General features: G+C 68.4%; 21 protein-coding genes and 1 pseudogene. 11 read left to right on the top strand and 11 right to left on the bottom strand.

Translation table 11 applies throughout. From position 1 onward, the window contains the following. From QZ609_RS02935 to QZ609_RS02910, 6 genes and pseudogenes are all read left to right on the top strand, one after another. A pseudogene (locus QZ609_RS02935) lies at positions 1-326 on the top strand (ABC transporter substrate-binding protein); the annotation flags it as partial. 33 nt (positions 327-359) lie between these two features. Next, entirely contained in the window at positions 360-764 is a 405-nt protein-coding gene (locus QZ609_RS02930; protein WP_295490857.1) for a DUF488 domain-containing protein, read from the top strand. Positions 765-886: 122 nt separating this feature from the next. Then, entirely contained in the window at positions 887-1,399 is a 513-nt protein-coding gene (locus tag QZ609_RS02925) for an SgcJ/EcaC family oxidoreductase (RefSeq protein WP_295490855.1), read from the top strand. A gap of 34 nt (positions 1,400-1,433) precedes the next feature. Beyond that, on the top strand, positions 1,434-2,393 hold the full coding sequence (locus QZ609_RS02920) for an alpha/beta hydrolase (protein WP_295490852.1): 960 nt from the start codon (positions 1,434-1,436) through the stop codon (positions 2,391-2,393). Positions 2,394-2,426: 33 nt separating this feature from the next. Next, positions 2,427-2,957 (top strand): DUF3455 domain-containing protein, encoded by a 531-nt coding sequence (locus tag QZ609_RS02915; protein WP_295490849.1) that lies wholly within the window; start codon positions 2,427-2,429, stop codon positions 2,955-2,957. 129 nt (positions 2,958-3,086) lie between these two features. Beyond that, positions 3,087-3,302 carry a DUF1059 domain-containing protein gene (locus tag QZ609_RS02910; RefSeq protein WP_295490847.1) on the top strand — a complete coding sequence of 72 codons (216 nt, stop codon included), beginning with the start codon at positions 3,087-3,089 and terminating at the stop codon, positions 3,300-3,302. Between the two features lie 43 nt (positions 3,303-3,345). On the opposite strand, the gene QZ609_RS02905 is transcribed toward QZ609_RS02910, so the two are convergent. Next, positions 3,346-3,951: a helix-turn-helix transcriptional regulator gene (locus QZ609_RS02905; protein WP_295490844.1), complete on the bottom strand. Its 606-nt coding sequence runs from the start codon at positions 3,949-3,951 to the stop codon at positions 3,346-3,348. A 163-nt stretch (positions 3,952-4,114) separates the two neighbouring features. Then, entirely contained in the window at positions 4,115-4,552 is a 438-nt protein-coding gene (locus QZ609_RS02900) for a multidrug/biocide efflux PACE transporter (RefSeq protein WP_295490841.1), read from the bottom strand. 111 nt (positions 4,553-4,663) lie between these two features. Here QZ609_RS02900 and QZ609_RS02895 point away from each other — a divergent pair, with 111 nt between their 5' ends. Beyond that, positions 4,664-5,548, top strand: a complete 885-nt coding sequence (locus QZ609_RS02895; protein WP_295490838.1) for a LysR family transcriptional regulator — start codon at positions 4,664-4,666, stop codon at positions 5,546-5,548. A 33-nt stretch (positions 5,549-5,581) separates the two neighbouring features. Here the strand turns inward: QZ609_RS02895 and QZ609_RS02890 are convergent, their stop codons facing one another. The 6 genes from QZ609_RS02890 to QZ609_RS02865 form a co-directional block, all read right to left on the bottom strand. After that, positions 5,582-6,466 carry a flagellar brake protein gene (locus QZ609_RS02890; RefSeq protein ID WP_295490836.1) on the bottom strand — a complete coding sequence of 295 codons (885 nt, stop codon included), beginning with the start codon at positions 6,464-6,466 and terminating at the stop codon, positions 5,582-5,584. Between the two features lie 156 nt (positions 6,467-6,622). After that, positions 6,623-7,018, bottom strand: coding sequence for a RidA family protein (locus QZ609_RS02885; RefSeq protein WP_295490833.1), 396 nt, complete (start codon positions 7,016-7,018; stop codon positions 6,623-6,625). After that, a complete protein-coding gene (locus QZ609_RS02880; RefSeq protein WP_295490829.1) occupies positions 7,015-7,983 on the bottom strand; it encodes a threo-3-hydroxy-L-aspartate ammonia-lyase in 969 nt (322 codons plus the stop codon). The genes QZ609_RS02885 and QZ609_RS02880 overlap by 4 nt, the downstream gene beginning before the upstream one ends. Next, a complete protein-coding gene (locus QZ609_RS02875) occupies positions 7,980-8,621 on the bottom strand; it encodes a PAS domain-containing protein (RefSeq protein WP_295490827.1) in 642 nt (213 codons plus the stop codon). The genes QZ609_RS02880 and QZ609_RS02875 overlap by 4 nt, the downstream gene beginning before the upstream one ends. A gap of 55 nt (positions 8,622-8,676) precedes the next feature. After that, complete coding sequence (locus QZ609_RS02870) at positions 8,677-9,603, bottom strand: alpha/beta hydrolase (RefSeq protein WP_295490824.1); 927 nt, start codon at positions 9,601-9,603, stop codon at positions 8,677-8,679. Positions 9,604-9,667: 64 nt separating this feature from the next. Next, positions 9,668-10,429, bottom strand: a complete 762-nt coding sequence (locus QZ609_RS02865; RefSeq protein WP_295490821.1) for an SDR family oxidoreductase — start codon at positions 10,427-10,429, stop codon at positions 9,668-9,670. A gap of 113 nt (positions 10,430-10,542) precedes the next feature. On the opposite strand from QZ609_RS02865, the gene QZ609_RS02860 reads away from it, so the two are divergent. From QZ609_RS02860 to QZ609_RS02850, 3 genes are all read left to right on the top strand, one after another. Beyond that, positions 10,543-11,463: a LysR family transcriptional regulator gene (locus tag QZ609_RS02860; protein ID WP_295490819.1), complete on the top strand. Its 921-nt coding sequence runs from the start codon at positions 10,543-10,545 to the stop codon at positions 11,461-11,463. 142 nt (positions 11,464-11,605) lie between these two features. Continuing rightward, positions 11,606-12,100 (top strand): signal peptide protein, encoded by a 495-nt coding sequence (locus QZ609_RS02855; RefSeq protein ID WP_295490816.1) that lies wholly within the window; start codon positions 11,606-11,608, stop codon positions 12,098-12,100. Positions 12,101-12,304: 204 nt separating this feature from the next. Beyond that, complete coding sequence (locus QZ609_RS02850; RefSeq protein WP_295490814.1) at positions 12,305-14,026, top strand: SulP family inorganic anion transporter; 1,722 nt, start codon at positions 12,305-12,307, stop codon at positions 14,024-14,026. 52 nt (positions 14,027-14,078) lie between these two features. Here QZ609_RS02850 and QZ609_RS02845 read toward each other — a convergent pair whose 3' ends face one another. Beyond that, a complete protein-coding gene (locus QZ609_RS02845) occupies positions 14,079-14,933 on the bottom strand; it encodes an NmrA family NAD(P)-binding protein (RefSeq protein WP_295490812.1) in 855 nt (284 codons plus the stop codon). Between the two features lie 143 nt (positions 14,934-15,076). Between QZ609_RS02845 and QZ609_RS02840 the strand changes: the two genes are divergently transcribed. Continuing rightward, on the top strand, positions 15,077-16,051 hold the full coding sequence (locus tag QZ609_RS02840; RefSeq protein ID WP_295490809.1) for an AraC family transcriptional regulator: 975 nt from the start codon (positions 15,077-15,079) through the stop codon (positions 16,049-16,051). Here the strand turns inward: QZ609_RS02840 and QZ609_RS02835 are convergent. Both QZ609_RS02835 and mprF read right to left on the bottom strand, forming a co-directional pair. After that, positions 16,048-17,844, bottom strand: a complete 1,797-nt coding sequence (locus tag QZ609_RS02835; RefSeq protein WP_295490806.1) for an AcvB/VirJ family lysyl-phosphatidylglycerol hydrolase — start codon at positions 17,842-17,844, stop codon at positions 16,048-16,050. The genes QZ609_RS02840 and QZ609_RS02835 overlap by 4 nt on opposite strands. Continuing rightward, a complete protein-coding gene (gene mprF, locus QZ609_RS02830; protein WP_365900804.1) occupies positions 17,841-20,522 on the bottom strand; it encodes a bifunctional lysylphosphatidylglycerol flippase/synthetase MprF in 2,682 nt (893 codons plus the stop codon). The genes QZ609_RS02835 and mprF overlap by 4 nt, the downstream gene beginning before the upstream one ends. Between the last annotated feature and the right edge of the window lie 324 nt (positions 20,523-20,846).

Here is a 20,846-nt window from a genome sequence, read left to right as displayed (position 1 = left end):
TGGACATGACCTACACCAGCAAGAAGTTCTACGAGGCCAACCCGAAGCTGTCGGCCGCCTTCGTGGCCGCGTTGGATGAAGCCAATGCGCTGATCGCAAAAGACAAGGGCAAAGCCGCGCAGATCTACATCGCGCAATCGAAGGTAAAGAGCTCGCCCGACGAGGTGAAGAAGATCCTCGACGATCCGGATTCGCGCTTCACGACCACCCCGGTGGGCGTGGCACACTACGCCGAGTTCATGCAGCGCGTGGGCACGCTCAAGAACAAGCCGGCGTCGTGGAAGGACGTGTTCTTCCCGACAGTGCAGAACCGGCAGGGCTCGTAAGGCACGCGCGACGGCCGACCCCCAGGAGACACCATGACCCTACGCATCGTTCGACTCGGCCAGCCGCGCGCCAGCGGCGAAGGCCTGCGCATCGGCACCGTACGCCGCCCGCCGCGCGGCGTGCCCAAGGAGGAATTCGCCAGCCGCGATTTCTACGACGTGTGGATGCCGCTGCTGTCGCCCACGCCCGACCTGATGAAGACAGCCCAGGCCGCGCAGGCCACGCACGACGAGAAAGCCTGGGCCGACTTCGTGCGCCGCTTCCGCGCCGAGATGCGCGAGGGCGATCCGGCCCGCCTGCTCGACATGCTGGCCGCGCTGTCGCACCAGACCAATCTCGCCATCGGCTGCTATTGCGAGGACGAGGCGCATTGCCATCGATCGGTGCTGCGTGAGCTGCTGGAGGAGCGCGGCGCGAAGGTGGCCGGCGCCACCTAACACACCTGTACCGCCTAATGCGCCGATACCGCCAAACGGCCGATAGCGAAGCCGACTGCCATGGCATAGAACGGCCCTGACGCCGGGGCGCCTCCGCCGCGGCCCACACTGAGGGACCCCTCATGCGCGCACTGTACCGACTCACGCTCGCCGCCATCGTGTCGGCCGGCTTCATCTCGCCGCTAGCCATCGCCGCCCAGGCCGACGACGAGCAAGCCATCAAGCTGGTCGAGGCAGGCTGGCAGGATGCCTGGAACCGCCATGACATGGACGCACTCGCGGCGCTGTTCACCGAGGACGCGTCCTTCGTCCAGGTCGCCGGCCGACGCTGGGACGGCACCGCGGAGATCCGGAAAAACCATGCCTTGATTCATGCCATGCAGTTCAAGGAAAGCGTCTGGACCAACCGCGACCTTGACATCCGCTTCCTCGCGCCCGACGTCGCACTCATCCACCAGACCTGGAGCATGGCGGGCGACAAGAACCCCGACGGCACGCCCCGGCCGCCACGCGACGGCATCTTTACGCAGGTCTTCGTGAAACGTGATGGCAAGTGGCTGATCACGGCATCGCAGAACACCAACATCATCGTGATCCCAGGCAGCGCGGTTGCGGGCAGCATGCCGGCCAAGTAGGCTCGCGCTTTCGCCGCACGCCCCCGAGAACACGATGCGTCTTCGCCATGCCCTCGCCTGCGCGCTCTCGCTCGTCGCGCTGCAGGCTGTCGCCCAGGTGCCACCCGAGGTCGAAGCCAAGCTCAAGGCCATGGGCCGCACCGTCGACCTGCCCACCGTTACCGCGCTGTATGCGCCCGCGCTGAAGGACCAGTCGTACGCCGGCTCGCGTATCACGCGCGACGTGGGCTACGGCAAGGATGCCGCGCAGAAGCTCGATGTGTTTGCACCGGAGGCCTCCACTGACACACCGCGCCCGGTGCTGATCTTCGTGCACGGCGGCGGCTTCACCAACGGCGACAAGCATGCGGCCGGCAGCCCCTTCTACGACAACGTGATGCTGTGGGCCGTGCACCATGGCATGGTCGGCGTGAACCTCAACCACCGGATGGCACCACAGAACATGTGGCCCGCCGGGTCGGAAGACGTGGGCCTGGCGGTGAGCTGGGTGCAGGAGCACATTGCCGCGCAGGGCGGCGATCCGCAGCGCGTCTACCTGCTGGGCCACTCATCGGGCGGCGCGCTGGCCGCGTCGTACGTGGGGCAGCCGCAGTTCCATGGGCCGGCTGGTATCGGGCTGGCCGGGGTGATCCTGCTGTCGGCCAACATCCTCGACCCGACCACCGCCGACCCGGGCACGGCGCTCAAGGCGTACTTCGGCGACGACCCGCGCCGCTATGCCGAGCGCTCGGCCTTCCCCGGCCTCGTGCAGACCCGCCTGCCGATGCTGGTGGCGGTAAGCGCGCTGGAGCCGCCGCCGATCGAACGCCAGGCCCTGCAGCTGCAGCAGGCGCGCTGCCGGCTGGACCGCTGCGCGTCATTCGTCCGGCTGATCGGGCACAATCATCTGTCATCGGTGTTCTCGTTCAACACGCCGGATGAAACCGTCGGCGATGCCATCCTCGCCTTCATCCGCAGCGGCCACACCGCACCGACGCTGTCGGCTGCGCTGTAGCCCCGCCCTGTCTCCACCCCACCAAGAAGACGCATGCCCAACCTGCTTCGCACATCGCTCCGTACCACGGTGTCTATCACCATGCTTGCGCTGGCACTGACCGCTGCGCAACCGGCCACCGCGCAGTCCGCCCCCGACCGATTGCAGCCCGCCGATGCACATCACACCGTGGCCACGCTGTCGGCCAGCGGCGTGCAGATCTACGTCTGCAAGCGCGATGGCGACAAGCCGCTCGCGTGGGCGTTCAAGGCGCCGCAGGCCGATCTGTACGACGGCGCCGGCAAGCTGGCCGTCAAACACGCGGCCGGCCCCAGCTGGGAAGCGCCGGACGGCAGCAAGATCACGGGCAAGGTCATGCAGCAGGCCCCCAACACGGCCGAGGCCGGCGCGATACCGCTGCTGCTGTTGCAGGCAACCAGCGTCGGCGGTACTGGCCTGTTGAGCACGGTGCGATACGTGCAGCGGCTACAGACGCATGGCGGCACGGCCCCCTCGCAGCCTTGCACCGAAGAAGGCCAGGAAGGCCGCAGCCCGTATCTGGCGCAGTACGTTTTTCTCGACTGACGCGCGCCCTCCCCGGCGAGCCCCCTACCCCACGCAGGTGACGACGCGCCCCCACGGCAAGCCTATAACGAGGATACGCGCGACCTGAACTCCACAAGGCCGCGCAACCGCCATTTCAGGAGCACCGCCATGGGCCGCCGTTATATCGATTGCCGCGAGTATCCCAGCGAGAACAACTGCTCGGTCGCCATCAGCGCCGACAACGATACCGAACTGCTGGAAGCCGCCGTGCAGCACGCCGTTTCCGTGCACCAGCACGCCGATACGCCGGAATTCCGCGAGCAGCTCAAGGGGCTGTTCAAGGACGGCACGCCGCCGGCCCAACGGCCGCAGGTGGCCGTCTGACGCGAGCATGCCGGCCCCGCATCGGATTGGGAACAGGCGCCACCTAACGATGCGACGACGCCAGCATCAGCCGCACCACGTCGCACTGGCTGTGCGTGTTGGTCTTGCGATAGACGTGCTTGAGATGCGTGCGCACGGTGTCGAGCGAGATACCGAGCGTGCGCGCGATCAGCGCTGGATCGGCGCCGCGCGCGAGCAGGTCGGCGACGTCCATTTCGCGGCGGGTCAGGCGAAAGACATCGGCCAGCCAGAGCCGCACCGCCTCGGATGCCTGGGCAGCCGCATCGCCTGTGCCGGCGTTGCGCTGCCAGCACAGCGGCAAGGCCTGGGCCAGGTGCGGTAGCAAATCCGGTACGGAGATCGGCGCCGCGGGCGGCATCACCAGTGGCGAGGCCGGCCCGGTCGTCCACACCAGGCCATGCACATCGGTGTCAGCCAGCGGCCACGATATGACGGCATGTGCGCCATGGACTGCCTGCCACAGCAGCATGGGCGTGCAGGCGCCATGCGACGCCACCCAGCGCCAGCGGCCATCGTGCCGCCACCGCACCATGGCAGCCGCATGCTGCACCTGCCAGGCCACGCGCGCGACGTCCATCACGTCCGCAGGCGAACCCGTGCAGGCTGCGACGTAAAGTTGCCTGAGCAAGACGGACAAGATGCGGGACGACGGGGCAGCGGCGCGCAGCACGATCACATGTCGGGCGTGTCAGGCATGGCCGGCACTGCCCGTCAGAAGGGGATTTCAAATTATAGGAAGCTCAGACCTGCCCGCGCAGGTCCGTTCGCACTAGGCGGACACTAGGCGGCCGTTAGACAGCAACGCGCCCCGCCGCCCAGCGCGCACGCAGGTGGTCATAAGCGAGGTTGAAGCAGAAGGTGTACGGCAGGAAGAACAGCATGATGCCGAGATCGAGCACCAGCGCCTCCCACAGGCTCACGCCCAGCCACCACGCGCCCAGCGGCACCAGCATCACGACCAGCCCGCCCTCGAACAGCACGGCGTGCACAACGCGCACGGCCACCGTGCGGTCCAGCCCGTAGCGGCGCTCGACGCGTTCGAACAGGGCATTGAAGACCATGTTCCACGCCATCGCCACCAGCGCAAACATGATGGTCAATGCGCCCATCTGCGTGAGCGGCAGGCCCAGCAACCAGCTGAACAGCGGCGCGCAGAGGATGGTGGCGATCACCTCGAACGCCAGCGCATGGAAGACGCGTTCGAGCGGGGTTTTTTGCGGCACATGCATGGAAATCTCTCCAGGGAATGGCCGTATTTTCATCGGCGAAGCGAGTGATTTCCAATTCGATAGCATCGGTTTTTCCGATATATTGTCGGCACATCCCGCCAGGAGCCGCCCATGCGCCACTCGCCCGAAGCCTTGCTCGCCTTTGCCGAAGCCGCCGCGCTGGGGTCGTTCTCGGCCGCTGCACGCAAGCTGGGCAAGCGGCAGTCGACCATCAGCGAGGCCATCGGCAACCTGGAGATCGACCTGGGCCTGACCCTGTTCGACCGCAGCACCCGCCAGCCAACCCTGACCGAAGCCGGCCACGCGATGCTCACGCAGGTGCGGCGCGTGCTCGACGCCAGCGAGCAGATGGACCGCCTGGCCGCGCAGATGGCCGGTGGCCTGGAGGCGCGGCTCACGCTGGTGGTGTCCGACACCTACCAGTCCGACCGCTACGAGCAGACCCTGGCCGCGCTGGAGCAGCGCTTTCCCGAGCTCGAACTCGAATGCCTCATCGCCGAGCACGAAGACGTGGTCGACCTGATCCAGCAGGACCGCGCGCAGCTCGGGCTGGTCGCGGCGCAGCCGGCGTATCCGCCTGATATCGGCGCGGCCACCATCGCCGAGCAATCGGAGATCGGGCTGTTTGTCGGCAGGCAGCACGCCCTCGCGCAATACGGCGACGCCGAGGTGCCGCACGCCGCGCTGCGCGAGGCACGCGAACTGCGGCTCAATACCTTCGTCGATCCGGCCTGCTCGCGCGTCGAGGGGCCGCACGTGAGCAGCCCGCGCCGCTGGTCGGCGCCGAGCTACCTGATGCTGCTGGAAATGGCGGTACTGGGCTTCGGCTGGACAGAACTGCCGCGCTGGCTGGTCGAGCAGTTCGCGGCCGATCGCCTGCACGAGGTGTGCGCACGCGGCTGGCCACGCCGGGTGCCGGTGGATGCCGTGTGGTCGCGCAAGCGCCCGTTGGGTCAGGCCGGCGCGTGGCTGCTGGATACGATGCTGGCGCGCTGATGCGCTAACGCGTTCAGGCGTTCAGGCGCGCGCTCAGTCGTCCACGTCCAGCCGGTCGATGATGAGGCGGGACAGCAGCGCCGTCTGCTCCTTCGACAGCGAGAACTCCACGCCAAACGATGGGAATTTCGTCGCCAGCGCACCCGCTGCCGGCGACGCACTGGCTACGCGCCCGTTGATGGAGAAATCCTCCTGCTGGCCATCCACGTACGCGCTGAAATCGAGCGACAGGTGATCGTCCGGCTGGAACGCCGGCCCCGCACTCTGCACCAGGGCGCCGTTGAGGCAAATGTCGCGGATCACGGCCAGGCGATCCGACGACGAGGCCGGCTGCCCCTCCGGGCGCACCGTTGCCCCGATGCGCACCTGCACGCGCTTGGCGCGGCGCAGCGGAATCTTCTGCAGCTTGGCGGGCATCGCCAGCACCAGATAGGGCACCGGAAACTGGCACACCGCCGTAACGTTGCACACCATGCTGTACACGGCGCGGCCCGAGAAGCCGCGCAGCACCAGCATCTCGCGCATCTCCGGGCGCAGCGTGCGCTTGCCGTCGGTCGGCATCGTCACGAACAGCGCCTCGCCCTCGATATAGCCGATCAGCCGGCAAGGCAGCGACGGTCGCTTGAGCGCGGATTTCTCCTGCACCTGCAGGATGGTGCCCACCGTGAGCCCGGTGGCGCCAAGGCGTGGCCGGGCCTCCTCGCCGTTGTCGTTGGCGGGCGCGAGCACTGCCGTGTCAGTAGCCGACAGCGCCTCCATGACCGGACCATGCTGAAACAGCAGCCGCACGTCGTCGGCATCCGGCACCACGGCGCCAGCCTTGAGCAGCAGCCGGCCAGTTGCGTCGGCCAGCGCAAACGGCAGCGGCTGCCCGATCGGCACGTCGCCCTGACCCAATTGCCGTGTTGGAATGCTCATGCCGCCCCCTTGCTCGCGTCTTGTCTTGTGGCGTGTGCCTGGACCGCGCGCCGGCGATGCCCAGGCAAGTACTGCAAGCCATTTTGCAACATTGGCGGGCAAACGGGCGAAGGTCAACCGGCCCGTGGCGGGCGGGTGACGCGCCTCAAGGCCGCCCTAGGCATCCCCGGCGAGCGCAGTGGCCTCGATCTCGACCGCGAGACCGTAGTGCAGCGTCGGCACCGGCACCACGGCACGCGCCGGGCGCACGTCACCAATCCACGCGCGGTACAGCGCGTCGAAGGCGGGCCAGTGCGTTTCCATGTCGGTCACGTACACACGCACCTGCACGAGGCGCGCGCGGTCGGTGCCGGCAGCGACCAGCACCGCATCGAGGTTGGCGAGCATCTGCCGCACCTGCGTCTCGAACGGCGCATCGACCAGCTTCTCGCCCGTGGGCGTGACGGGAATCTGCCCGGCCACAAACACGAAGCCGTTGGCGCTGACCGCGTGCGAATAGTGCCCGGCAGGCGGACGCAGATCCGGCGCGTTCAGGTAGCGCGCGTCGGTCATGCGGCCTCCAGCACAAGCTTGGCGAAGTGCTGCAGATCCACATTACCGCCCGAGAGAATCACGCCGACGCGCTTGCCGCGCACATCCACCTTGCCGTTCAATGCAGCGGCGGCGGCCAGGCAGCCCGTCGGCTCGACGACCGTCTTCATGCGGCTGGCGAAGAACGCCATCGTGCTGACCAACTCCGCGTCGCTCACGGTGACGATGTCATCGACCAGCGCGCGGATCACGGCAAACGTGTAGTTGCCCAGATGCTGCGTCTGCGCGCCGTCGGCCAGCGTCTTGGGCGTATCGATGTGGACGATCTCGCCTTTGCGGAAACTCTGCTGGCCGTCGTTGCCGGCCTCGGGCTCGACGCCGATGATCTTGCATGCGGGGTTCAGCGCGCGTGCCGCCGTGGCGCAGCCCGACAACAAACCGCCACCGCCCAGGCAGACCAGCAGCACGTCGAGCGGCCCGGTCTCTTCGATCAGCTCCTTGGCCGCCGTGCCCTGCCCGGCCATCACGTGCGGATGGTCGTACGGCGGGATCAGCGTCAGGCCCTGCTCTTCCGCCAGCTTGCGGCCGATGGCTTCGCGGTCTTCGGTGTAGCGGTCGAAGAACACCACCTCGCCGCCGTAGCCGCGCGTGGCTTCCACCTTGATGACCGGCGCGTCCTTGGGCATGACGATCACCGCGCGCATGCCCAGCAGCCGGGCCGACAGCGCAATCGCCTGCGCATGGTTGCCGGACGAGAAGGTGATCACGCCCGCCTTGCGCTGCTCCGGCGTGAACTGCGACAGCGCGTTGTACGCGCCACGAAACTTGAACGCACCCATGCGCTGGAAGTTCTCGGCCTTGAAGAACAGCTCGGCGCCGGTCATGGCGTTGGCCGTGGTGGACGTCAGCACCGGCGTCTTGTGGGCAACGCCCTGCAGGCGGGCGTGGGCGGCAACGACGTCGTCGTAGGAGATGGGCAGGCTCATGCGATGTCCTCGGGAAGGTAGGTGTAGACGGTGGAGCGCGCCACGCCCAGCGTTTGCGCGACTTCGGCCAGCGCGCGGCGCAGGTTCAGCAGGCCGCTGGCGGCCAACTCGCGCATGGCTTCGCGGCGCTGATCGAGCGAGAGCGCCATGGGCGTGGTGTTGCGCGCGGCGGCAAAGCGTTCGAGCGTTGCGCGCACGTCTTCCACGCGGCGGGAGCCAAGGGATTCCGGCACCGGCGGCGCGGCCACATCGATGCGCATCAGTTGCCCCAGCCCCGCCGTCACGGCAGCGAGCAGTGACACATCCATGTTCAGGCAGATGGCGGCCACGTAGTCGCCCTGGCTGTTCTTCAGGCCGATCGACGTGCTCTTGGCCGGCCGCCCGTCGGGAAACCGGTTGGCGTAGTTCTCGATGACTTCAGGGAAATCCGGATCGGCCATGCGCGCCAGGCCCATCTCGGTGGCGGCGTCGCCCACCTGGCGGCCGGAGAGGTTGTTGGCGATGGCGACGACCGTGTGGTCGGGGTCACTCAGGTCGTGCAGCACGACCTCCACCAGCGGCGCCAGCGTCTTGCCCAGCGCCTCGACGATCTTGCGGCCTTCGCGCAGCAGGAGGTGGTTTTCTTCGGCGAGTGTCATGGCATTGACGATACGTCAATTGCTGACATTTCGTCAACACCATGGTTTTGGCGCACTAGGCGGGCGTGTTGTTGATGAAGCGCACCAGCTCGGTCATGGTCGCGTCAGGCGCTTCTTCCATCAGCCAGTGGCCGGAGCCCTTGACGGTCACGCCGTTCACGTTGGTCGCCACCAGCTTGGCCTGTTCGATCAGGAAGGCGCCGGAAGCCCGCTCACCGGCCAGCACGAGCATCGGCATCGGCAGCGGCGTCTTGGCGAAGCCGGCGAAATCCTCCGCATCCTGCGGGAAGGCGTGGAAGTACTCGAAGCCGGCGGCCATACGGCCGGGTTGCCCATACGTGCGTGCGTAGAACTGGCGGTCGGCTTCAGGCAGCGAGCGCTTCGGATCGGCGGCGAAGTCGTTCCAGAAGTGCTCGAAGTAGATGCGCTCGCGCCCTCGCACCAGCTTGAGCGGCGTGTCGCCGTAGAAGTGGAAATGCCACAAATCGCGCAACAGCCAGACCTTCTGCCAGTCGCCCACGCCGGGCAGGAAGGCGTCCATGAGCGTGATGCTCTCGACTTCATCCGGATACTGCGCGGCGTAGGCATACGCCACCATCAGGCCAATGTCGTGGCCGACCAGCTTGACCTTGCGATACCCCATCGCCTGCACCATGGCGTGGATATCTTGCGCCAGCGTCTTCTTGTCGAAGCCCATGGCGGGAATCGACGAGGTGCCCGCGCCCGGCAGGTCCGGCGCCAGCACCACGCGGCGATCGGCCAGGCGCGGGATCAGCGGCAGCCACATGTGGCTGGTCTCGGCATAACCGTGCAGCAGCACGACCGGCGTTTCGGGGCCGCTGCCGGCTTGCAACGTGTGGAGTTGCAGGCCGGCGGCGTTGACGGTGCGGTCCTGTACGTCGATGGTGGCGTGCGCTTGCAACGCGGCCAGTCCGATGAGCGCGGCACCCAGATGGCGCGCGAGGCGGGGAAGAATCTTCATGAGGGTCTCCAGACGCAGGCCACACAAAGGGCAGCCTGCAGGAAAGAAGGAAGCAGGGATCGGCTTACAGTTGGCTCATGCCGCCATCGGCAATGATTTCCGTGCCGACGATGAAGGCCGACTCCGGCGCCGACAGATGCAGCACCGTGGCGGCAATCTCCGCCGGCTGGCCGAAGCGGCCCAGCGGGATCTGGCTCTGAATCTGCGCGGCGGTCGCAGCCAGCGTGTCGGCGTCCAGGCCGAGCTTGCCGTAGATGGGCGTGCTGACCGGCCCCGGGCTCACCACGTTCACGCGGATCCCTGAGCTGAGCAGCTCGCCCGACAGCGTCTTGGCCAGCGAGATCAGTGCCGCCTTGCTCGCCGCATACACCGACGAATTCGGCATGCCGATGCGCGCGTTGATCGAGCCGTTGAGCACGATCGAGGTGCCCGCGTTCAGGATCGGCAGCAGCGCCTGGATCTGGAAGAACGCGCCCTTCACGTTGGCGTTGAAGGTGGCGTCCCACAGGGCTTCGTCCACGTCGGCCACGGCCGCGAACTTGGCCATGCCGGCGTTGATGAAGACGGCGTCCAGGCGCACGCCGGCTTCCTGCAGTTGGCGGGCCAGGTCGCGCGCGGCGGCCACGGTGCCGGTTTCGTTGCGGATGGCGAGGGCCGCATGACTACCGACCGTGCCCAGCGTGGCGCGTGCCGCCTCCAGCGACGCCGCGTCACGCCCGGTGATGACCACGCGGGCGCCTTCCTTTGCAAATGCCTGGGCGGCTGCCAGGCCGATACCGCTGTTGCCGCCAGTGACCAGAACGGTCTTGCCTTCGAAGCGATTCATGATGTCCTCCAGTTGGGAAAGTTGAACTTGAACAATCGCGTGACTGCAGTGTGGACGCCGTTAAGCGGTTTGCCATACGATCAGGACGACGAACTCGTTCGAAGGAGTTGCACATGTTGTCGGAAGAGGAATTGGCCCTGTTGGAGGCCATCCGCCAGACGGGCAGCCTGTCGCGCGCGGCGGCACAGTTGGGCAAGGCGCCGTCCACGGTGTCGTATGCAGCACGGCAGCTCGAGCAGCGCTTCGACGCCCTGCTGTTCGACCGCCGCCGCTACCGCCTGCAGCTCACGCGGGCCGGGCAGTTGCTCTGCGACGAGGCCGCGCGGCTGGCGCAGGACGTCTCGCGCATCACGCAGCGCGTGCGGCAGGTCGCCAACGGTTGGGAAGACCGGCTGTGGATCGTGACGGACGAGGTGCTGGAGTTCGAATCGCTCATGCCCGTGATGCACGCGTTCGACGCACTGCAATCGGGCGTCGCCCTGCGCGTCACGCACGAGGTGCTGGCCGGCACGTGGGAGGCGCTGCGCGATGGCCGCGCCGACCTCGTCATCGGCGCCACCAACGAGCCGCCGGCCATCCCCAACCTCGGGTGGTTCGAGCTGGGCGTGATGGAGTGGGTGTTTGCCGTGGCGCCGCGCCATCCGCTGGCGGCCATCCAGGCACCGCTCACGCGTGAAGACATCCGCAGCCACCGCGCCGTGGTGGTGGCCGATTCCTCGCGCCAGTCAGCCGGCCGTGCCTACGGCATGGTCGGCGGGCAACCCACCCTGGCCGTGCCGAGCATGCGCGCCAAGACGCTCGCCCAGCGCGACGGCCTGGGAGTGGGCTGGCTGCCCCGGCACCGGGTGGCGTCACTGCTGCAGCGCGGCGAACTGGTGGAGAAGCGCACCGCCGACCCGCGCGAGCCCAACCTGCTCTACGTCGGCTGGCGCAGCGGTGAGGGCGAGGGCCGCGCGCTGCAATGGTGGCTGGAACAGCTGCGCCAGCCGCGCCTGGCCAAGCGGCTGGTCGAGGGCATCGACACCTTTGCCTAGCCGGGGCGACCCACGATTCTTGCAACATGATCAACAACCTGCTTGTCTTCTTCAGACAAACCCTCGGTTTGGTCAACGCGTAACGCCGCGTAACGTTATTCACTCACGCACGTATCTTCGTGCCTCTTTCTAGGATTGCCTCATGAAACTGTCTGCATTGATGTTCTCGGTGGGTGCTCTGCTGGCGAGCTCGGCCTTTGCACAAAGCTCGGCACCGAGCGCAGCGCCGGCAGCACCGGCCGCCGCCTCGGGCGCGGTGCATGCGGTCTGTAAAGATGGCACGCCGTATTCGGGCGCGACGCTCAAGGGCGCCTGCCGTGGCCACGGCGGTGTCGACAAGAAGGCCAGCGCCGCAGGTGGTGCCGCACCGGCAGCCGCGCCTGCCGCAGCCGCAGCACCGGCCGCTCCCGCTGCTGCACCGGCCGCCCCCGCCGCCGCCAGCAAGCCGGCTGCCGCCCCGATGGCCGCTGCCCCCGGCGGTGGCGCCGACAAGGTCTGGGCCAACGACGACACCAAGGTCTACCACTGCATGGGCGACCGCTACTATGGCAAAACCAAGCATGGCGAATACCTGAGCGAAGCCGACGCCAAGGCCAAGGGCATGCGCGCCAGCCACGGCAAGGCCTGCACGAAGTAAGCGCACGGCAATCGCCGCCGCAGACACCGGCGCATATGCGCCGGCGCATCGCGACCTGGTTGGCCTCTAGGGTCTGTTGACACATAAAACGTACGCACGTTTTATGTGTCAACAGACCCTAAGTGCCGCCGGTCGCGATGTTTGTTTTCAGCCCCGCCGCGATGTTCGCCGTCGCGGCATAGACGCCTCACCGCCCCGCCGCTTATGGGTCTCGACTCCCGCCATCCCGCCACCGCACTCCAGCACCCCGACCACTACGCGCCGCTCGACACCCCGCCGCTGCCGCGCGGCCAGCGCATCACGCGCGACGTGCTGGCCGGCCTCTCGATCGCCGGGCTGCTGCTGCCTGAAGCGGTGGCCTACGCCGGCATCGCCAATCTGCCGCCGCAGGCCGGCCTGATCGCCCTGCTGTCGGGGCTGGTGGTCTATGCGCTGATCGGCACCAGCCGGTACGCCATCGTCTCGGCCACGTCGTCGTCGGCGGCCGTGCTGGCGGCGACCGTATTGTCCGAGCCTGGCATGAGCGCCGCCACACAGCTCACGATGGCAGCGGCGCTGATCATTGCCACCGGCGTGCTGTTCATCCTGGCGGGCACCGCGCGCCTGGGCGGCATGTCGGATTTCATCGCGCGGCCGGTGCTGCGCGGCTTCACCTTCGGGCTGGCGCTGACCATCGTCATCAAGCAGCTACCGAAGATCCTCGATCTGCACGTCCACCACAGCGATACCCCACGCATCGCGTTCGACCTGGTGCGCGAGGCGGCGCAGGCCAACCAGTACAGTACGGCGCTGGGCGGCACCGCACTCGCATTGCTGTTTGCGCTGGGGCGCTGGGGCCGCATCCCGGCCACGCTGGTGGTGATCGTGCTGGCGCTGGCCGCCGGCTACTGGATCGACTGGCATCAGTACGGCATCGCCATCGTCGGCACCATCGACCTGCAGCACATCTCGTTCGGTCCGCCCGAGCTCGATCGCGCGCAATGGATGCAGAGCGCCGAACTCGGCTTCGCACTCATGCTGATCCTGTATGCGGAGTCCTACGGCTCGATCCGCAACTTCGCGCTCAAGCACGGCGACACCATCTCCGCCAACCGCGACCTGGTCGCGCTGGGCTGCGCCAACCTGGTATCCGGCCTGCTGCACGGCATGCCGGTGGGCGCGGGATATTCGGCCACCTCGGCCAACGAGGCGGCAGGTGCGCAGTCGCGGCTGGCCAGCTTCAGTGCCGCCGCGGTGATCGCGCTGATCATCTGGCTGTTCCTGCCGCAGCTCGCGCGCATTCCCGAGCCCGTACTGGCAGCCATCGTGATCTTTGCGGTGAGCCACTCGTTGCATCCGTCCGTCTTCAAGCCGTACTGGTCATGGCGCCGGGATCGTCTGGTGGTGATCGCCGCGCTGCTGGCGGTGCTGGTGCTGGGCGTGCTGCATGGCTTGCTCGCGGCCATCGGCGTGAGCCTGCTGCTGACCTTGCGCCAACTGTCGGAGCCGAACGTGAGCGTGCTGGGCCGCCTGCGTGACAGCCACGATTTCGTCGACATCGCGTTGCATACGGATGCCCGGCAGATCGACGGCGTACTGATCGCCCGACCCGAGGTGCCGCTGTTCTTCGCCAACACCGAGCGCGTGCTGGGCAAGGTGCGCGCGCTGCTGCAGCAGGACGCGCGTCCCAACGTGCGGACCATCATGCTGAGCCTGGAGGAAACCCCCGACGTGGACGGCTCGGCCATCGAGGCCCTGCGCATCTTTGCCGCCGAATGCGCGGCACGCGGCCAGCAACTGGTGTTCGTGCGCCTCAAGCCCGCGGCCCTGGCGGTGCTGGCGCGCGCCACCGATACCACCTTGCGCGTCGACATGCTGCACGAGCTGAGCGTGGATGAGTGCGTGCAGTCGCTGGCGACCGCCCCCAGCGCACCGGCCAGCGCCTAGCGCGCTCGATGCCTCGGCAGCCGGTGTTACGTGCCGTGGATATCCCGACGCTTCACCGACCCGCCGCCACCGTATTCCAGGCACCTGTTTTGGCCGCCTCGCGCGCGTAATCGGCGAAGTCGCGCGGGGCGCGGCCCAGGGCACGCTGCACGCCATCCGCCACGTGTACGTTGCGTCCATCGAGCACCTCGGCAAACAGCCGGCCCAGGAATTCCGCAAAGTCGCGCGGCACGTAATTGGAGAGCATGTCCACGTATGCCGCCGCCTCCATCGGCTGGTAGTGGATGTCGCGGCCGAGCGCATCGCTCAGGATCTCGGCTACCTCGGCAAAGGTCAGCGCGCGCGGGCCGGTCAGCTCGTACAACTGGCCGAGATGGCGTGCATCGGTGAAGGCCGCGACGGCGGCATCGGCCAGGTCGTCCGCATCGACGAAGGGCTCGGCGACGTTGCCGGCGGGCAGCGCGATGACGCCGGCCAGCACGGGCTCGAGCAGATGGCCTTCGCTGAAGTTCTGGTTGAACCAGCTCGCACGCAGCAGTGTCCACGCGAGGCCGCTGCCCTGCACGATGGCCTCGCAGCGCTGCGCGACAGGTTCACCCCGCCCCGAGAGCAGCACGAGGTGCCGCACGCCGGCCGCCTTGGCCGCCCCGACAAACGCGGTGATGGCCGCCTCGGCACCGGGCGCGGCGAGGTCAGGCTGGTACGTGATGTACACGCCCTGCATGCCGGCCAGCGCGGCGGGCCAGGTGCGTGGGTCTTCCCAGTCGAAGGCGGGCGTGGCATGGCGCGAGCCTTCACGCACGGTCACGCCGCGCGCACGCAGTCCTTGGGCGACGCGCGTGCCGGTCTTGCCGGTGGCGCCCAGGACGAGGACGGAAGACACGGGAGACGTTTGGACGATCGGCATGGCAATACTCCTGCAGGCGTTGGGGTGGAAGACGCCTCCAGTATGGAAAGCTGGCCCGTTCCTGATGTGATCGGACGTCCGTTGTTACTGCTCGATCGTCCAGATCAGCGCACAATGGGCGCGTCATTGCGCAGGATGTCTTCATGGCTTCCACGAACACCCCTCCCCCCTGGCCCCCCATCGACCCGCTGGGCGAAGCGCTGCACTTCCTGCGCATGAGTGGCGTGTTCTATTGCCGCTCGGAGTTCTCTGCGCCATGGGGCCTGGCCCTGCCGCCCATGCCCGACTGCATGATGCTGCACGTGATTGCGAGCGGACGTGCCTGGCTGGAGCTGGACGGCGAGGCCCCACGCCCGCTCGCCCCGGGCGACCTGGCCGTCGTGCCGCGCGGCACCGGGCACCGGCTGACCAGCCAGCCGGGGGTGGCGCCCGCCGGCCTGTTCGACCTGCCGCGCGAGCTGATGAGCGAGCGCTATGAAGTGTTGCGCCACGGCGGCGGCGGCGAACCCGCGCAGATGATCTGCGCCGCCGTGCGCTTCGGCCACCCGGCGGCACAACGCCTGGCAGCACTGCTGCCATCAGCGCTGTGCATCGACGGCCGCCAATCACCGCACGCCCAATGGATCGACCAGACCCTGCGCTTCATGGCCGCCGAGGCGCGCGCCCCGCAACCCGGCGGCGAGACCATGGTGACGCGGCTGGCGGACATCCTCGTCATCCTCGCCATCCGCGATTGGATCGAACGCGATCCGGCCGCGCGCAGCGGTTGGGTGGGGGCGTTGCAGGACAAGCAGATCGGCCGCGCGATGGCGTTGATCCATCGCGAGCCCGCACGGGAATGGACTCTGGGCGCGCTGGCTGCCGAGGCCGCCATGTCGCGCTCGGCTTTTGCCGCGCGCTTCACGCGCATGGTGGGGGAGCCCGCCATGCAGTACGTCGCCCGCTGGCGCATGCAGATCGCGCTGGGCTGGCTGCAGGAAGAACGCCTGCCGCTGGCCGAGGCCGCCAGCCGGCTGGGCTACCAGTCGGAGGCGGCGTTCAGCCGGGCGTTCAAGCGGTTCAACGGGGTGACGCCTGGGGCCGCACGGCGCAGCACAGCGCCGGAAACCGGGGGTTAGCGCGGAGCGTTGGCAGGCCCGCGCGCGCCTTCCAGGATGATGCGCGCCAGCTTGGCGTAATCGCCGTCGAAGTGATGGCCGCCCGGCAGCTTCACGAGCTGCACCTGCTTCGGGTCCAGGCCCGGGCAGTTGGTGTCCTTCTCTTCGCTGCCATAGATGCACATGCCGATGCCGGCCGGCAGCTTCTGCACCTCAGGCAGGATGGGCAGGCCCGCAGCGCTGCTGGACACCCAGTTGGTCATGTGGAATTCAAAGTCCGCGCGCCTGCCCAGGCCCATCATCACCGCCAGCGCCACATGCTCGCGCGAGGCGGCCGGCAGGCGGTTGACGACAAAGGGCAGCACGTCCGCGCCCTGCGAATAGCCGATCAGCAGCGCGCGGCTCTTCTTCCAGCGCGCGGAGTAGAAGCGCACCAGACGGTCGATGTCGGCCGCGGTGGAGGCTGGCGTACGCGACGTCCAGAAGTAGCGCAGCGAATCGACGCCGACCACCGGCACGCCCGCCTTGGACAGCGCGCCGGCCACTTCCTTGTCGAGCCCGGCCCAGCCACCGTCGCCCGACAGCAGCACGGCAAACAGCTCCGACGATGTGCCCGGCTGGGCGGCCACCTCGATCACGGGCAGGTCCGACACCGCGGCGGGCGGCGGCGGGGGGAGTGGCTTGCGCTGGGCGTTGAGCTTGGCGAAGGCGGCCTTGAACGGCGCGGTTTCCGTCACCGGCACTGCGTTGGCGTTACCTGACGCGGCCGGCAGCGCCACCGACTGCGCACCGGAAATCGTGTCGATGAAGGTTTGCGTGGCACGCGCCTCGCACAGCGGGCCGGAGCGGTGCGCATACGAGGTGAGCGTGCTGGACTGCAGCGCCACCCACGGCGCCGAGAGCTTGGTGGCCGGCAGCAGCACCACGCCGGCATTGTCGGCCGGCTTGGTGCGCTTGGCAGTGGTGCGGCTCTCGCTCTTGCGGCGGCTGAAGTGCACGCCCTCGCCCTTGCACAGCGGCTTGCGCAGCTCCAGCACCGGGCAGAACTCGATCGACATGGCAGCGGCAAAGATGTTCGGGCGTGCCTGCGCAATCATCGCGTAGGCCAGCGCGCCGCCTTCGTTGTCACCGACGAGGATGGGCGGGTAGTAGCCCGGCACCTTCTCGTACGCCTGCAGGAAGCGGCTGAAGTTTTCCAGATCGCCATCGGGGAAGGCGCAATCGCCCAGGTCTGCCTCCAGGCTGGCGAACAGCGCGGGCGTCGACAGCCCGGCCACCAGCGCGCCCTGTGCCGCCAGCCCTTGCGCCATGCGCGAGGTGGCGGGGGTCCAGCCCAGGTCGCCGGAGAGCATCAGCACCACGGATTGGACCTCGCCGCGGGGCTTGTAGACCGGCACGTCGCGGAAGCGCCCGTGCGAGACGAATTCCACTGCGCCAGGCGCGGCAGCGCTCGAGGGCGGGGCCACCACGGGCAGCGCCAGCACGCCGCCGTTGAGCGCCTTGTTGGCGGTCACGGCGGGGGCGCTCATCAGCAGGCGCGGCGGTGCATCGCCTTGCGCGGGCGCCGTCGTCACGCCGCTGGCGCCGGTCATGCCGACTGGCGGCACCAGCACCGGGCCTTGCACCGGTGCGGGCTTGGGCGCCGAGGCGGCCCCCCCTGCCACCGCCGAGGCGGCGGCCGGCGCGTCAGCGGCCACGGCCCACGACGCCGCCAGCCCGCACGTAATGGTCAGGGCAATCGCGGCCAGATGCCGCCGCTTGCTGTGTGCTCCCCTGTGCCGCGCCTCTTGCGTGCGCGGTGCTTGCCAACTCATTTAGAGATCACTCCCTTCAGGCCGCCACCGATCAGGGCGGCGACATCCGTCAATGTAAACAGCGGCGCCAGCCCGCCGCGTGCGAGCAGGTAGCGGGCTTCCCACACCGGCTCGAACTTGTCCTTGAAACTGCGCAACCCACGGAAATTGTAGAAGCGCGCGCCGTGGCGGAACAGTATCCGTCCGAAGCGGTGCCAGCGTGGTGCAAGCTGGTGATCGACCATGCCCGACATGGGCGCCATGCCCAGGCCGAAGCGCTGGTAGCCGGCCGCCTGGAAATGCAGGATCAGCTTGCCGAACAGGAAATCCATGGTGCCCGGCGGCACGCTGGCGCGCTGGCGCATCAGGTCGACGCTGGCCTCGATGCGCAGTACGTCTGGGCACATCAGCGTGGCGAATGCCAGGATCTGCCCCTCGCGGCGCACCGCGGCCACCGGCTGGCTCAGCACGTAGCGGTCTTCAAAGGCGCCGAGCGAGAAACCCTTCTCGCGCGCGTTCTGGTTGCGCAGCCATTCGTCGGAAATGGCGCGCAGTTCTTCCAGCACGGCCGGCACGCCCTCCACCGGCACGATCTCGAACGACAGCCCTTCGCGCTCGCCGCGCGTCACGCCGTGGCGCAGGTTGGCGCGGCGCGAACCCTTGAGGCTGAATTCGGGCAGCGACACGTAGGCCTCTTCGCCCAGCTTGAAGGCCCGCATGCCGGCGTCCAGATACAGCGAAAGCGTCTGCGGGCGCGTCTTGTAGAACGCTGCGCGCCCGCCATGGGCATCGGCCAGTTCGATGAAGCGCCAGATCAGTTCGGGCCACTCCTGCTGCGCGCCCACGGGGTCGGACAGCGCCACCCACGAGCGGCCCTGCTTGGCATACATGATGAAGGCGTTGCCCGACGGCGAGAACAGCAGGCTCTTGTCGCCCATCAGCGCCAGCGTGGCATCGGCGGCGGGCTGCTTGCGGACGATCTCGGCGGCGCGGGCGAGGTCCAGGTTGCCGGGCGGCGCGGTCGCGCCGGCCTCGCGGCTGAACAACTGCCACAGGCCGAAGCCCAGGCCCGTCACGGCCACGGCCATCAGCGCGCGGATGGAGCGCGGCGCATCGCCGTCAAAGGTGAATTGCCACCAGAGCTGGTTGGCGTAGGCCACCTCGCGGTAGGCGAAGAAGAGAATCCACACGCAGCCAGCAAACACGCAGGCCATGGCAATCAGCCAGCCCGACTCCAGCCGCTGCGAGAACAGCGACGACGGCCGGTCGAACTGCCGGCGCGAGATGATGAGCAGCCCCGCCAGCGTCACCAGCACCGCCATCTCCGACACGGCGAAGCCCTTGGGCAGCGCCAACACGCCGGCCAGCAGCGATAGCGCCAGCGCCGCCCACCAGGCGGCGTCGAGCCGGTGCAGCAGCCCACGCGCGACGAACAGCATGATCAGGCCCGCCACGCTGCCGATCATGTGCGAGGCTTCCACCACGAACAGCGGCACGTGCATGCGCAGCAGGTCTTCGGCCTCGTCGGTGGCCGGGGTCACACCCGAGACCAGCAGCATCACGCCCGCCACCAGGGTCAGCGCCGCCAGCACCCGTGGGGACAGCCTGACCGCGGCGCGGCCAAACGGCGCGCCGGCCCCCTCGCGCAACTCGAACACCGCCAGCATGGCGGCGGCCACCAGCAGCGGCAGCAGGAAGTAGATGGCGCGGTAAAACAGCAGCGCGGCCAGCACCTGCGCGGGCGGCGCCTGGCCGCTGCAGCCGAGCAGGATCACCGCCTCGAACACCCCCAGCCCGCCCGGGCTGCGGCAGAGCACACCCAGCGTGACCGCCAGCGCGTAGAACGCCACGAAGGTCGGCAGGTCAACCACGCCGGCCGGCAGCAGCACCCACAGCGCCGCCGCTGCCGCGCTCAGGTCCGCCGCGGAAATGCCGAACTGCCGGGCCGCCAGCGCCGGCGGCGGCAGGCGGATCTCCCAGCGGCCGAGCAGCGTGACGTGGCGCTGCCGCATGCACAGCGCCAGCACCGCCACCACCCCGGCCAGCACCAGCAGTGCCACCGCCTCCAGCAAGGAGGCAGGCAGGTGCGTGAGCGCGGCAATATGCGATGCGCCCCACAGCAGCCCCACCGCGCCGAAAGCCGTGGTCGACACGCCCAGCGCGCTCGCATCGAAGGCGACTGCGGCCGTCACGCTGGCCGCATCCACGCCGGCGGCCGTGTACAGGCGCGCACGCACCGCTCCGGCCGTCAGCGAGCCCAGGCCGACGGTGTTGCCCAATGCATAGGCAATGAATGAGGTGGTGGCAACGGTGGTGGGCGGCACCTGGGCGCCGGCATAACGCAGGCCCGAGGCGTCATAGCCCATCAGGGCCACGTAGCTCAGGGCGGTGGCGCAGATGGCGAACCCGAGCTGTCTGGCCGGCGTGGCCTGCAAGGCGGCCACCATGTCGGCGTAGTGCACATGGTCGAGCAGCGCATAGAGGCTGTCGAACACGAGCGCGCCCAGGATCAGCACGACGCCGATCATGGTCCAGGCGCCCAGGCCGAGGCCTGAATCAGGCTGCGAGCTTGGCAATGAAGCGGACTGCAACACGCGTGCGGGCTCAGCCGCAGGCGAGGCGGTGGGCGCGCTCGCCGGCGGTGTAGCCGGCGCTCGCGGTGGTTTGGAACGGGCGTCGTTGGACGCAGCGTCAGGCATGGTGAAAAACAAAATCCCGCAGGCTTGGGTTACGCGCCCGGCTCATGCGCGGGCGTCGGCGGCGTGTCATCGGCAAAAGAGGCGACGTGGAAGAAGCACGCGGCGACGCGCCAGGCTACGCGAGAAGCGGCCGCGCCATGGCAGCCGGCCGACGCCGTGTGTGCGGCATCGACCTCCCATCATTGACCCCGACCGTCCGGCGCCGCCGTTGTTGTTGTCTTGGTGGCGACACCGGTTCCCCCGCGCGAGCGCGTGCTGAATCCGCACTTCTTATCCGGATGGCGTCCTGTAAACCGGTCGACCCACCCGATCCGTTGACATGCA

The organism is uncultured Ralstonia sp. (genome assembly GCA_913056305.1).
Lineage (GTDB): Bacteria > Pseudomonadota > Gammaproteobacteria > Burkholderiales > Burkholderiaceae > Ralstonia.
Note: the sequence above shows the minus strand (reverse complement) of the source record. Positions and strands in the feature narration are given on the sequence as shown.

Bases quoted from the DNA above. Each gene is read 5' to 3' on its own strand.
- QZ609_RS02925 (WP_295490855.1), top strand. From the start codon at position 887: ATGCGCGCACTGTACCGACTCACGCTCGCCGCCATCGTGTCGGCCGGC.
- QZ609_RS02885 (WP_295490833.1), bottom strand. From the start codon at position 7,018: ATGACCGACGCGCGCTACCTGAACGCGCCGGATCTGCGTCCGCCTGCC.
- QZ609_RS02910 (WP_295490847.1), top strand. From the start codon at position 3,087: ATGGGCCGCCGTTATATCGATTGCCGCGAGTATCCCAGCGAGAACAAC.
- QZ609_RS02930 (WP_295490857.1), top strand. From the start codon at position 360: ATGACCCTACGCATCGTTCGACTCGGCCAGCCGCGCGCCAGCGGCGAA.
- QZ609_RS02860 (WP_295490819.1), top strand. From the start codon at position 10,543: ATGTTGTCGGAAGAGGAATTGGCCCTGTTGGAGGCCATCCGCCAGACG.
- QZ609_RS02895 (WP_295490838.1), top strand. From the start codon at position 4,664: ATGCGCCACTCGCCCGAAGCCTTGCTCGCCTTTGCCGAAGCCGCCGCG.
- QZ609_RS02900 (WP_295490841.1), bottom strand. From the start codon at position 4,552: ATGCATGTGCCGCAAAAAACCCCGCTCGAACGCGTCTTCCATGCGCTG.
- QZ609_RS02920 (WP_295490852.1), top strand. From the start codon at position 1,434: ATGCGTCTTCGCCATGCCCTCGCCTGCGCGCTCTCGCTCGTCGCGCTG.
- QZ609_RS02850 (WP_295490814.1), top strand. From the start codon at position 12,305: ATGGGTCTCGACTCCCGCCATCCCGCCACCGCACTCCAGCACCCCGAC.
- QZ609_RS02880 (WP_295490829.1), bottom strand. From the start codon at position 7,983: ATGAGCCTGCCCATCTCCTACGACGACGTCGTTGCCGCCCACGCCCGC.
- QZ609_RS02855 (WP_295490816.1), top strand. From the start codon at position 11,606: ATGAAACTGTCTGCATTGATGTTCTCGGTGGGTGCTCTGCTGGCGAGC.
- QZ609_RS02875 (WP_295490827.1), bottom strand. From the start codon at position 8,621: ATGACACTCGCCGAAGAAAACCACCTCCTGCTGCGCGAAGGCCGCAAG.
- QZ609_RS02835 (WP_295490806.1), bottom strand. From the start codon at position 17,844: ATGAGTTGGCAAGCACCGCGCACGCAAGAGGCGCGGCACAGGGGAGCA.
- QZ609_RS02890 (WP_295490836.1), bottom strand. From the start codon at position 6,466: ATGAGCATTCCAACACGGCAATTGGGTCAGGGCGACGTGCCGATCGGG.
- QZ609_RS02865 (WP_295490821.1), bottom strand. From the start codon at position 10,429: ATGAATCGCTTCGAAGGCAAGACCGTTCTGGTCACTGGCGGCAACAGC.
- QZ609_RS02870 (WP_295490824.1), bottom strand. From the start codon at position 9,603: ATGAAGATTCTTCCCCGCCTCGCGCGCCATCTGGGTGCCGCGCTCATC.
- QZ609_RS02840 (WP_295490809.1), top strand. From the start codon at position 15,077: ATGGCTTCCACGAACACCCCTCCCCCCTGGCCCCCCATCGACCCGCTG.
- QZ609_RS02845 (WP_295490812.1), bottom strand. From the start codon at position 14,933: ATGCCGATCGTCCAAACGTCTCCCGTGTCTTCCGTCCTCGTCCTGGGC.
- mprF (WP_365900804.1), bottom strand. From the start codon at position 20,522: ATGCCTGACGCTGCGTCCAACGACGCCCGTTCCAAACCACCGCGAGCG.
- QZ609_RS02915 (WP_295490849.1), top strand. From the start codon at position 2,427: ATGCCCAACCTGCTTCGCACATCGCTCCGTACCACGGTGTCTATCACC.